This is a genomic window from Tersicoccus mangrovi, assembly GCF_036881825.1.
GTDB lineage: Bacteria > Actinomycetota > Actinomycetes > Actinomycetales > Micrococcaceae > Tersicoccus > Tersicoccus mangrovi.
In genome coordinates this window covers 174,473-186,463 of sequence record NZ_JBAJMW010000005.1, presented here as the reverse complement: position 1 = coordinate 186,463, position 11,991 = coordinate 174,473, and the positions used below count along the sequence as shown (strand labels likewise).

General features: G+C 74.9%; 9 protein-coding genes. 7 read left to right on the top strand and 2 right to left on the bottom strand.

The features are described from left to right. The first annotated feature begins 68 nt into the window (after positions 1–68). Complete coding sequence (locus V6N00_RS11465; RefSeq protein WP_334232475.1) at positions 69–650, top strand: GtrA family protein; 582 nt, start codon at positions 69–71, stop codon at positions 648–650. A gap of 38 nt (positions 651–688) precedes the next feature. Here the strand turns inward: V6N00_RS11465 and V6N00_RS11460 are convergent, their stop codons facing one another. Then, positions 689–1,423: a TIGR03089 family protein gene (locus V6N00_RS11460; protein WP_334232473.1), complete on the bottom strand. Its 735-nt coding sequence runs from the start codon at positions 1,421–1,423 to the stop codon at positions 689–691. 530 nt (positions 1,424–1,953) lie between these two features. On the opposite strand from V6N00_RS11460, the gene V6N00_RS11455 reads away from it, so the two are divergent. The 3 genes from V6N00_RS11455 to V6N00_RS11445 are packed head-to-tail and all read left to right on the top strand — an operon-like array spanning position 1,954 to position 7,655. Continuing rightward, complete coding sequence (locus V6N00_RS11455) at positions 1,954–2,502, top strand: WhiB family transcriptional regulator (protein WP_334232471.1); 549 nt, start codon at positions 1,954–1,956, stop codon at positions 2,500–2,502. A 7-nt stretch (positions 2,503–2,509) separates the two neighbouring features. Beyond that, positions 2,510–6,079 (top strand): glycosyltransferase family 2 protein, encoded by a 3,570-nt coding sequence (locus V6N00_RS11450; RefSeq protein ID WP_334232470.1) that lies wholly within the window; start codon positions 2,510–2,512, stop codon positions 6,077–6,079. Next, a complete protein-coding gene (locus tag V6N00_RS11445; RefSeq protein ID WP_334232468.1) occupies positions 6,072–7,655 on the top strand; it encodes a DUF5719 family protein in 1,584 nt (527 codons plus the stop codon). Before V6N00_RS11450 ends, V6N00_RS11445 begins: the two co-directional genes overlap by 8 nt. 39 nt (positions 7,656–7,694) lie before the next feature. On the opposite strand, the gene V6N00_RS11440 is transcribed toward V6N00_RS11445, so the two are convergent. Continuing rightward, positions 7,695–8,216 (bottom strand): metallopeptidase family protein, encoded by a 522-nt coding sequence (locus V6N00_RS11440; protein WP_334232465.1) that lies wholly within the window; start codon positions 8,214–8,216, stop codon positions 7,695–7,697. A 161-nt stretch (positions 8,217–8,377) separates the two neighbouring features. Between V6N00_RS11440 and V6N00_RS11435 the strand changes: the two genes are divergently transcribed. The 3 genes from V6N00_RS11435 to V6N00_RS11425 all read left to right on the top strand — a co-directional run bounded on the left by V6N00_RS11435 (position 8,378) and on the right by V6N00_RS11425 (position 11,840). Next, positions 8,378–8,770 (top strand): DUF3499 domain-containing protein, encoded by a 393-nt coding sequence (locus tag V6N00_RS11435; protein WP_334232463.1) that lies wholly within the window; start codon positions 8,378–8,380, stop codon positions 8,768–8,770. Positions 8,771–8,889: 119 nt separating this feature from the next. Next, positions 8,890–10,413: an adenosylhomocysteinase gene (gene ahcY / locus V6N00_RS11430; protein WP_334232462.1), complete on the top strand. Its 1,524-nt coding sequence runs from the start codon at positions 8,890–8,892 to the stop codon at positions 10,411–10,413. Between the two features lie 158 nt (positions 10,414–10,571). Beyond that, positions 10,572–11,840 (top strand): L,D-transpeptidase, encoded by a 1,269-nt coding sequence (locus V6N00_RS11425; RefSeq protein ID WP_334232461.1) that lies wholly within the window; start codon positions 10,572–10,574, stop codon positions 11,838–11,840. The last annotated feature ends 151 nt before the right edge of the window (positions 11,841–11,991 follow it).

The window sequence follows — 11,991 nt, the reverse complement described above, 5'->3', positions numbered from 1 at the left end:
GGCAGGGGACCGTTGAGCACCAGCACGATCGCGGGACCGCGATTCACCAGCACGATGGCGAGGTCGGCATGCAGGCACTGATGGAGCGGTTCCGTGGGCTGTTCTCGATGTTCGTCCGGGAGGTCCTGAAGTTCGGAACCGTGGGGGCGCTCGGCTTCGTCGTCAACAACGGGGTCTGGTTCCTGCTCGTGCACGGGCCCATGGCCGACAGCCACGCGAAGGCCAAGGTCGTCTCCGGGATCGTCGCGACCCTGTTCGCCTGGGTCGCCAACCGCTACTGGACGTTCCGGCACAAGCGGCAGGCCAACAAGGTCCGCGAACTCATCCAGTTCCTCGTCATCAACGCGATCGGCGTCGGCATCGAGGCCGGCTGCGTGTGGTTCAGTTCGTATGTGCTGGGGCTGCGCGACACGACGTCCTCCTTCATCGCCGGTGGTGTCGTCGGCCTGGCGCTGGGGACGATCTTCCGCTTCATCGCCTACCGCTACTGGGTGTTCGCGACCGAGCTGGGCACCGAACCCGAGTTCGCCGACGACATCGCCGCGCACGACCAGCAACGCTGGACCGAGACCGAGCGCCTGCGCCGCATCCGCGCCGACGAGGTGCAGCGCGACGAGGTCCGCCAGGGCATGGAGCGCGAAGGGCGCTGACCCCCGGAACGTCCCCGGTCTCTGTTCTCAGGGGTCCGTCAGGACGCGCGCACCGCGCGTTCCGAGGCGAGCACCGCGTCCGTGAGGCGCTCGGCGTCGTCCGTGATCAGCACCGCGACCCCGTCGAGCCACGCATCCACTGCCGCCTCGAGCGTGGCGGCGAGATCGAGCGCCGGGTCCAGGGCGCGTGCGCGCCCCGGCTCCATGACCGAACCGCCCGTTCCCGGCTCATCCGCCGCTGATTCCCCCAGTGCGACCGACCGGCCGTCCCGGTACAGCCCGAGCGGCCCCGACGCCGGGTCCCCACCGAAGCCGTCGCCGAACGACCGCACGAGCGCGGCGTAGTCGAGCACGTCGGGCGGCAGCTGCCCGGGCCACGCGAGGTCGAGGGCGCCGAGCGCGACGACGACGTCCTGGTCCGCGCGCAGCTCTCCGTCGGCGGACGGAGCCACGTCGACGTGCACCGCGACCGGTCCGGCGTCGGCACCCGTGCGCAGGTCGGCGCCGGCCTGCCACGCACCCAGCGCGATCGCCAGTGTCCGCCAGTGCACGGGCAGCGCCAGGCGCACGGCGGCGCCCGGCTCGACGTCGCACTCCTCGACCAGCAGGTTGGCCGTCTTGGCCGCCCAGTTCAGCAGCACCGCGCCCGAGAGCTCGATCCGGTCGCCGGCCGAGCCGTACCAGATCAGGCGCGGCGCCGGGCCCGCGGCGGCGAGGGCGCGCTCGAGGTCGGAGAACCGGGGATCCGGCGTGGTCGCGGTGGGGGAGGTCATCGGGTGGCAGCCTTCCGGTCGGGGCGGGAAGGCCATTCTCTCGCAGGACGATGTCGTGCAACCGGTCCCCGCATGCCCCCGCCCCCTCGTCGCAGGCCGGAACGAGCCGATGCACACGATGACCGTCGATGACGCGCGACACGCCCGGGAAACCCCAACACGCCGGAGCGGCCTCGCATTCGCCGGAACGGCTTGACGTTGCTGTACTTACACGCGTGTAATTAGGTCGTCGGCCCAAGGCGCGGCCGGACAGATACCCAGCACGCAGACCCAGCGATCCACCCTGTCGACCCGAGGCGGCCACCGTCGAGGGTACCCGAGCACCACCAGCGGAGACCACCGCGGGAGAGCCGGCGACGACCGGCCTCGTCACCCGAGCCGGTGGGGACCCGCGGGACCGAGCTTGCACACCGGCCGGAGGTCTCAGCCAGCCGATCGGTGGGGTCTCCGGGGCGCCCGACCGATCCGGGGGGACCAGGCGGTCTTCTGTCCGAGCACCATCCAGCAGACCGAGCAGACGAGGAGCACCAGTGGGAGCAGCGGAACAGGCGCAGGAGCGTTATCTGGCCGCGGATACCGCCAGTCGGTACGGGGCCCGAGCCGTCCCCGACGACTGGTACGTCGACCCCGCCGACCCGGACGCGTCGCGGCGGTACCGGGAACACACGCAGCGCTCCCTCGAGGACGCCGCCACCGCCTTCCTCGCCGAGCACGAGGCCTTCGAGGAGTCCGGGGTCACCGCGCTCGCCGGTGCTCCGGCCGAGGCGCCCCAGCACGCACAGCCCGCGTTCGACCACCAGGTCAGTCCTGCCATCTGGCTGGGCCTGCCGGGCACCTCCCCGGACCCCGCCGACGACGGCGAGCTCTCCTGGCAGGCCGACGCCCTGTGCGCGCAGACCGACCCCGAAGCGTTCTTCCCCGAGAAGGGCGGCTCGACGCGCGACGCCAAGAAGGTGTGCGGCGCCTGCACCGTCCGCTCCCAGTGCCTGCAGTACGCCCTCGAGAACGACGAGCGCTTCGGCATCTGGGGCGGCATGTCCGAGCGCGAGCGCCGCCGGCTGCGCAGGCGCGCCGTCTGACACCGGCGTGCACGTCACGGCCGTCCTCGTCGCGCACGACGGCGAGCGGTACCTCCGCCGGACTCTCTCCGGCCTCGCGGCCCAGCAGCGTCCCCTCGACGCCGTGGTGGCCGTCGACACCGGGTCCACCGACGACAGCGTCGGCCTGCTGCGCGCTGGCCTGCCCGCCGGATCCCGGCTCGTCCACACCGATCCCGGCACGGTCTTCTCCGCCGCCGTCGCCCGCGGCCTGGCGGACGCCGACGGCCTGATCGGCGACCCCGGCCCCGCCGAGTCCCGGTGGATCTGGCTGCTGCACGACGACGGCGCCCCCGCGCCGGACGCCCTCGCCCGACTGCTGGCCGCCGTCGAGACCGCGCCCTCCGTGACGATCGCCGGGTGCAAGCAGGTCCACTGGGACGACCCCCGGGCCCTTCTCGACGTCGGCGTCCACCTGAGTCGCTGGACCGAGCGGCTCACCCTCATCGCCCCCGACGAGCAGGACCAGGGGCAGTACGACGCCGAGAGCGACGTCTTCGCCGTCAACACCGCCGGCATGCTGATCCGCCGCGACGTGTGGGACGCCCTCGGCGGCTTCGACCCGGCGCTGCCCGTCGCCGGCGACGATCTGGACCTGTGCTGGCGCAACCGCCTGGCCGGCCACCGCGTCGTCGTCGTGCCGCGCGCCCGCATCCACCACGCGGCCGACCGGGCGGCGGCCCGCCCCCGCAACCGCGACCACGTGCTGCGCCGCCGCGCACAGGTGCACCTGCGCCTCACCCACGTTCCCGCGTGGCGGCTGCCGTTCACGATGCTCGGGGCCCTGCTCGGTGCCCTCGGCACCGTCCTGGTCAGTCTGCTCGCCAAGGACCCCGGCTACGGGGCCACCGAGCTGGGCGCGACCCTGAGCGCCCTGCTCCGGCCGCGGCTGCTGCACCGCTCGCGCGCTCGCGCAGCCCGCAGCCGGCGCGTCTCCCGGGCCGTCGTCCAGCCGCTCCTCACCCCCGGGCGCGAGGTCCGTGCGCACCGCCGCTCCCGCGGCGAGGCCGTCGCCGGCACCGTCGTCGGCGACGGGACGGGCGCCTCGGACGGCACGACCGAGGCCACCGGCGACACCCTCGGCCGGGACGACTTCACCTCCATCGCCACCGCCGCCCGCAACGGCAGCACCGCGACCGTGCTGCTCGTCGTGGCGCTCACCCTCGCTGCCGGGGCCGTGGCCTTCGGCTCGTTCTTCGCCGGTCCCGCCGTCGCCGGCGGTGCCCTGCTGCCGCTCTCGCCGGGCCTCGGCGCGGTCCTCGCCCACGCGACCTCCTGGTGGTCCACGCTCGGCGCCGGCTGGCCCGCGGTGCCGGACCCGTTCACCCTCCTGCTCGGCGGGCTGGCCCTGCTCGGCGCCGGGAACGGCTCGATCGTCGTCGCCTGGCTCTTCCCGCTGGCCTTCGCGCTCAGCGCCCTCACGGCGTGGCTCGCCGTCGGCGCCGTCACCGCCCGCCGGTCCGTCCGCTTCTGGGCGGCCCTGGTGTACGCGGCGGTGCCGGCCCTGCAGACCGCGCTGGGAGCCGGTCGGCTCGGCGCCGTGCTCGCCCACGTGCTGCTCCCGCTCGCCGTCCTCGGCCTGATCCGGGCCGTCGGCGGATCGCGCACCCACCGCATCGACGCCCGCGGCCGGGTCAGCGCCATCGGGGCCCTGCCCAGGCCCGGCACCGGCGGAACCCCGTCCTGGACCGCCGCGGCCGCCGCCGGCCTCGCGTGCGCCGCCGTCGTCGCGTCCGCTCCCGTGCTGCTGCCCGCCCTGGTCGCGGGTCTGCTCGTCCTCGCCGTCGTGCTCGGCCGCCGCGCCCGAACCGTCGCCTGGACCCTGCTGTCGCCGCTCGTGCTCGTCGCCCCGCTGTTGACCGACCGGCTGATCGCGGCGGGGGCCTCGGCCGACGTCGCCGCGCCCTTCCGCGTCCTGCTCGCCGACCCGGGCCTGCCGCTCGGTGCCCGGTCCGCGGCCCTGTGGCTGCAGCTGTTCGGTTTCCCCGAGCAGCTCACGCTGGACGGGGCCCTCCCACCGCTGCCTGCCGGGCCGTGGGTGCTCGTCGGGGCCCTCGTTCTCGGGGTGCCCGCTCTCGCCCTGGCCGTCGCGGCGCTGTTCACCGTGCCGCGACGCGCCGCCGCCGCCCGGGGCGCCTGGCTCGCCGTCCTGCTTGGCCTCGGCACCAGCCTGCTGGCCTCCGTCCTCGTGACCGGTTCGGCCGACGACGGCACCGTCGTGGGGCCGTACCCCGGTCCGGCCGTGTCCTTGATCGTGCTCGGGCTGCTCGTCGCGGCCGCCGCCGGGGTCGAGGCGTGGACCGTGCACCGGCGTCAGCGGCCCGATGCCGCCGGCACCCCGTTCGGGCGCGGCGGCCGCATCACCGGCGTGCTGCTGTGCACCGTGCTGTGCGTCGCGCCGCTGGCCGGGCTCGGCGCGTTCGCCGCGAGCCGGCTCGACGGCGGCCCCGCAGCGTTGTCCGCGCTGACCGGCCGGGCCGACACCGTGCGCACCGTCCCGGCGAGGTCGCTGCCCGCCACCGCGGCCGACCGGGCGACCGGGCCGGACCGCTCCCGCACCCTCGTGCTCGACACCACCGAGGGCCAGGACGCCGGTGCGGCGCTGGTCAGCGGGACGGGCACGACCGAGGACGCCCTCTCCTCGACGGTGCTCGGCCAGGTGTCCGCCGGGACCTCCACCGCCGTCGCGGCCGACGGCGGCGCGGACGCCACGGGCGGTGCCACCGGCGGGGACCCGGCGACCGCCCTGACCCGCCGGGCCGCGGCCACCGTGCTCGCCGCCAACGGCGTCGACCCGGCCCCGGACCTCGAATCCCTCGGTGCCGCGTTCGTCGTCCTGCGCGGCACCGGCAGCGCCACCGACCTGCTGGCCGCCCGCATCGACACGGTCCCCGGACTGGTGGCCGTGGGCCGCACCGACGCCGGGTGGCTGTGGCGCGTGACGCCGGCCGCGGTCGAGGCCGGCAAGGCCACCGTGGTCGCCCGTGCCCGGCTCGTCGACGCGCAGGGCGCCACCCTGCAGTACCTGGCGACGACGACCGACGGGACGGTCGCCCAGCTGCCGCCGGGTGCCCCGGGCCGGCGCGTCGTGCTCGCCGAGCGGGCCGACGCCCACTGGGGAGCCACCGTCGACGGCGCCGCCGTCGCGTCCGGTACCGGCACGGGCCGGTCGGCCTGGTCCCAGTCCTTCGCCGTGCCCACCGCCGGCGGTGCCTTCCACGCGCAGTACCGGCATCCCGCGGCGCCCTGGTGGGCCGCGGCGCAGGTCCTCGTGCTGGTCCTGACCCTCCTGCTGGCCCTGCCGCTGCGGATGCCGCGCCGGCTCACCCCGCACTGGCAGCAGTCCGACGCCGTGCTGCGCCGCCGGTCCGCGACGCATGCGGGCTCGACCGCCGCCGACGTGGCCGTCACCCCGGCCGTCACCCCGGTCGCCACCCGCGCCGGGTCCGACGACGGGCTCCGGTCACCCGACCGATCCGACGACGTCGACCCCGCCGCCCCGGACCGGACGGCCGCGCCGGGACGGGACCGCGAAACGGAAGGAGCGACGCGTGCGTGACGCCTCGACCGGAACCCCGCCGGCCGCCCGCGGGCGGGTGATCGCCTCCGCCGCGGCGTCCGTCGTCGTCCTCGCCGCCGCCGGGGCGCTCGTCGCCGCGCCGGTGCTGGCGCCGGGAACGGCGCCCGCCGCCGGGTCCCGCTCCGTGGCCGCCCCGGCCGCCGCCGTGCCGGCCGCCGAGACCACGGCCGTGTGCCCCGGCGCGCCCCGGCTGCTCACGGCCGGATCGAGCACCGACCCGCAGCTCAGCCCCGTCTCGGACAGCGCGCGCACGACCGTCGCCGCGGTCGTCGGCAGCACCGACGACGGCGTCCTCGGCGGCACCGTCCTCGAACCCCTCACCGGGCGCGGCTCGCTCGCGACCCTCGCGCAGGCGCCCCGGTCCACGACGGGCAGCGGGACGCCGCGGGCGGCGGCCCGCACCGGCATCGGCGTCAACTCGCCGTCGGTCCTGCGCGCCTCACCCGTGGGACAGACGCCGACGGCGGCCGGGGCGGTGCTGGGCTACCGCGCCGACGACGGCGACCTGCGCGGACTCGCCGCCGCCACCTGTCAGGCGCCCGGCAACGACCTGTGGTTGCTCGGCGCCTCGACCACGGTCGGGCGCACCGCGATCCTGACCCTGCACAACCCCGGCACGAGCCCCGCCACCGTCGACCTCGATCTCGCCGGCACCCGCGGCCCGATCACCGCGGTCGGCAGCCAGGGCCTGCTGCTCGCCCCGGGAGCCAGCCGCTCGATCGTGCTCGCCGGCCTCGCGCCCGGCCAGTCCGATCTCGGGGTCCGCGTCCGCAGCCGCGGCGGCCCCGTCGCCGCGGTCATCCAGCAGAGCGTGCTGCGCGGACTCACGCCCGGCGGCGTCGAGTACCTCACGCCCGTCGAGAGTCCGGCCCTGACCCGCACGGTGCCCGGTGTGCTCATCCCGTCCGCGACCGACATGACCGCCCTGCGCCGCGCCGCCCCCGACACCGTCCCGGTGCTCCAGCTCACCGTTCCCGGCGACGGCGACGCCACCGTCCGGGTGCAGGCACACGGACCGGCCGGCCAGGTGGCGCTCGGCACGGCCGGCGTCGTCCGTGCCCGCGGCGGCGCGGTGACGACCGTTCCGCTGACGGCCCTGCCGGCCGGGGTGTGGGGCGTCACCGTGCGGTCCGACGTCCCGGTCACCGCCGGCGTGCGGACCGTGCGCGGCACCGACGTGCGCCGTCCCGTCGACATCGCCGAGGCCGGCGCCGCCGCGCGTCTCGGCCAGGAGATCGTGCTGCCCGTCCTCCCCGTCGGTGCGCCGCAGCTCGCGCTGACCGCCCCGGCCGCGGCCGCCACCGTCACCCTCCGCCCCGTGGGTGCGGACGGCCGGCTCGGCAGGGCCCGCACCGTGCAGGTCGGTGCGGGCCGGAGCCTGGTGACCGACCCGCGCCAAGGCACCCCGTCCGCGTCCGCCGTGGTGGTGCAGTCCGGCGGGGGAGCGGTCTACGCGGCGCAGGTGACGACGGCCGGGGAGAGCGGCATCGCGGTCGCGGCGGTGCCGGAGCCCGCGCAGGACGTCCGGCAGATCCCGCTGCGCCTCGGCCCCTGAGCCCACTCGGAAAGGCCCCCGGGGGAAAGAGACGCCGCGTTACTCGAACCGGCCGTAGTGCGGGTCGACGGCCTCGGGATCCCAGTGCAGCCACGACGCGACGAGCTCGACGATCGCGTCGTGCACGGCGTCGGCGAGGGGGATGTCGCGTCCGGCGAACTGCTCGACCACCCGGCGGAAGACGACGATGACGACCTGGCCGTCCCGCTCGTCGAGCCGGCCCATGGGGATGCCGCCGTCGGCCAGCAGTTCGCCCGTGTCGCGGGCGCGCAGCTCCTCGAGATCGTCCGGGATCTGCTGCACGGCGAAGGACACGGCGTCGAGCGCCGGGCGGTGCAATCGCTGGAGCCGCTGCGCGGAATCGAGGACCGCGTCGTCGAACACGTCCGCCCGGGTGCGGCGCGCGGGGGCGCCCAGGGGGACGGGACCACTGCGGATGCCGCGGCCGTGACGGTTGCGGCGACGGCGCAGGTAGGGGCGGTGCAGGGAGGGGCGCGAAACACCCGTGGAACCCTCGGCGGGGACCGGCGGAACGGGCGACGGGCCGACGCTGTCGTGCATGACAGAACTCTAGTCGCTCCCTCCCGGCTCGCGCCCGGTGGACGCCCCGCGCCGCGCCGCGCCGGGGCCTCCGGAACCTTCCGCCGGAGACCGCCCGCCGGCGGCCGGACCGGCGAGGCGATGGCCGGGGCGGCCCGGCCCCGGGAGTAGGCTGGGGGATCGTGGGATCCTCCAGAATGTGCACCCGGACCGCCTGCGGCCAGCCCGCGGTCGCGACGCTGACCTACGTGTACGCGGACTCCACCGTGGTGCTCGGCCCGCTCGCGCTCTACCCGGAGCCGCACACCTACGACCTGTGCGCCGACCACGCGCAGCGGCTGACCGCCCCCCGGGGCTGGGAGGTCGTGCGCCTGCACACGCCGCAGGCCGGCCCGGTCGACGACCTCGGCGCCCTCGCCGACATCGTGCGCCAGCAGCGCCCCGACCCGGCCCCGCATAACCCGGCCGGCCAGACCGGCCCGTCCCAGCGCGAACCCGGCCAGCCGCTCGAGGCGCCGTCCGCGACCGGCGTCCGCCGCGGCCACCTGCGCATCCTGCGCGAACAGCAGCCCTGACCCCCGCTCCGCCCGCCAGCCCCGCTCCGCCCGTCAGTCCCGACCCGTCGCGGCGGCCCGCCGCCCGGCCGTCTCCGGCCCGGGCCGGGGCGTCCGCCCGTTCCCGAGGAGGAAGACCCATGTCCCACGACACGTCCCAGAACCCGGCCCTCGACTACGAGGTGGCCGACCTGTCCCTCGCCGTCGCCGGCCGTCACCAGATCCGCCTCGCCGAGCACGAGATGCCGGGCCTGATGGCCCTGCGCGCCGAGTACGGCGCGAGCCGGCCCCTGGCCGGTTCCCGGATCGCCGGTTCCCTGCACATGACCGTGCAGACCGCCGTGCTCATCGAGACCCTCACCGCGCTCGGCGCCGAGGTCCGCTGGGCCAGCTGCAACATCTTCTCCACCCAGGACGAGGCCGCCGCCGCCATCGTCGTGGGCACCGGCACGCCGGAGGACCCGCAGGGCGTGCCCGTCTTCGCGTGGAAGAACGAGACGCTGCCCGAGTACTGGGACGCCGCGTCGAAGATCTTCGACTTCACCGACGAGAACGGCGCCCCGGTCGCGCCGACCATGATCCTCGACGACGGCGGCGACGCGACCCTGCTCGTGCACCGCGGCGTCGAGTTCGAGGCCGCCGGAGCCGTGCCGCCGGCCCCGCAGGAGGACGACGCCGACTACTCGGCCGAGTACGCGATCATCCTCGACACCCTGCGGGCGAGCCTCGCCGCCGACCCGCAGCGCTGGACCCGGATCGCCGAGGGCATCCGCGGCGTCTCCGAGGAGACCACAACGGGCGTGCACCGGCTCTACCAGCTCGAGTCCCGCGGCCAGCTGCTGTTCTCGGCCATCAACGTCAACGACGCGGTGACCAAGAGCAAGTTCGACAACCGCTACGGCATCCGCCACTCCCTGCCCGACGGCATCAACCGGGCCACCGACGTGCTGATCGGCGGCAAGGTCGCCGTCGTGTGCGGCTACGGCGACGTCGGCAAGGGCGCCTCCGAGGCCCTGCGCGGCCAGGGCGCCCGTGTCATCGTCACCGAGATCGACCCCATCTGCGCGCTGCAGGCCGCGATGGACGGCTACCAGGTGGCCACGCTCGACGACGTGGCCGGCGTCGGCGACATCTTCATCACCACCACCGGCAACAAGGACGTCATCCTCGCCCGGCACATGGAGGCGATGAAGGACAAGGCCATCGTCGGCAACATCGGCCACTTCGACAACGAGATCGACATGGCCGGCCTCGCCCGGATCCCCGGCATCGAGCGCGTCGAGATCAAGCCGCAGGTGCACGAGTGGGTCTTCCCCGACGCCTCCGAGAACGCCGACACCACCGCCACCGAGGGCGGGGAACGGCGCAGCATCATCGTCCTGTCCGAGGGGCGGCTGCTCAACCTGGGCAACGCCACGGGCCACCCCAGCTTCGTGATGAGCGCCTCCTTCACCAACCAGGTGCTGGCCCAGATCGAGCTGTACACCGCCGAGCCGGAGGAGACGCCCGCGGTGCACGTGCTGCCCAAGGCGCTCGACGAGAAGGTGGCGCGGCTGCACCTCGACGCCCTCGGTGCCGAACTGACGGAGCTGAGCAAGGACCAGGCCGAATACCTCGACGTCGACGTCGCGGGGCCGTACAAGCCGGAGCACTACCGGTACTGAATCGTCGCGCGACGCGCGCTCTGCGCCGACGCGCCGGAGCGACACGCCGTCCACGGCGACGCCGCACCGGGCGGAACGCGCCACGTGAACGGTCGGGCCCAGCTGTTCACCTACACTCGTGCCATGGGCGTGGACGCCCGCGAACAAGGGGTTTTCACGTGTCATCTGCTTCCTCCCGGCCTCAGCGGGGCCGCATCTCCCTGCGGCTCGCCGCGCTCGCCGCCGCCGCCGGACTCGTCGTCTCCGTCAGCGGGTGCACCACCTCCGCTCCGACGTCGGAAGGCTCGGCCACCCGGCCGGTCAGCAGCTCCGCGACGGCGACGTCGAGCGCCCGTCCGACCGCGACCGCCACCGCCACCCCCACCGGTCCGGTGGCGCCGGTGACCGTGACGACCGCGCCGGTCGCCGGCTCGTTCGAGGTCAACCCGGCGACGCCCGTGACGGTCAAGGCCGCCCACGGCACGCTGACCACGGTCTCGCTCACCGCGACCGACGGCACGACCGTGGCCGGCAGCGTCGACGGTGCGGGGACGACGTGGACGTCGGGCAAGCGGCTCGCCTTCAACACCGGCTACACGCTCGCCTGGACGACGAAGGATGCCGCCGGGGCGACGAAGACGGGCAGCCAGACGTTCAGCACCGTCGTCCCGCAGAACGAGGCGGACGCGCTCGTCTACCCCGGCCCGCAGCTGAAGACCGTGGGCATCGGCCAGCCGATCCAGTTCACCTTCAGCGAGCCGGTGCTCAACCGGGACGCCGTCGAGAAGGCCATCTCCATCACCTCCAGCGCCGGGCAGAAGGGCGACTTCCACTGGTACAGCAACCAGGTGGTCCGCTTCCGCGCCCCGCAGTTCTGGAAGGCGCACAGCACGGTCACGATCGACGCCAAGCTGTTCGGCGTCGACTTCGGCAACGGCCAGATCGGCAACACCGACATCAAGCGCTCCATCACGATCGGGGACGCGAGGATCGCCGTCGCCGACGACAAGACGAAGCACATGATCATCACCGTCAACGGCAAGAAGGTGCGCGACGATCCCGTGACGCTCGGGGACGCCGACTGGCCGTCCACGTACGGCACGAAGGTGATCATGGACCAGTACGCGACGACGCAGTTCAACGCGAGCACCCTCGGCCTCAAGCCGGGCGACCCGCACTACTACCCGCCGCTGACCGTGCACAACGCGAGCCGGCTGACCAACGGCGGCGAGTTCATCCACCAGGCGCTGCCGTCCGCGGTGCCGTACCTCGGCAAGATCAACGTCTCCCACGGGTGCATCGGCATGTCCGCGGCCGGCGCGGGCTGGGTGTATCAGCACATGACCACCGGCGACGTCGTCATGGTCAAGAACACCGGCTACGGGCCGATGGAGCCGACCGACGGGTTCGGGGACTGGAACATCCCGTGGGCGAAGTGGGCCAATTGAGTCTCATCCCCGCACCCGGTCCCCGGGTTCCGGCCCGTTCGGCGGGCTGACGCAGCAGGTCCCGATCAGGCACGCTCCCGATCGGGACCTGCTGCGTGTCGGGGGCCTGACGCCTGCCGTCGGCCGATCGTCTCCCCGCCGCACGGCGAGG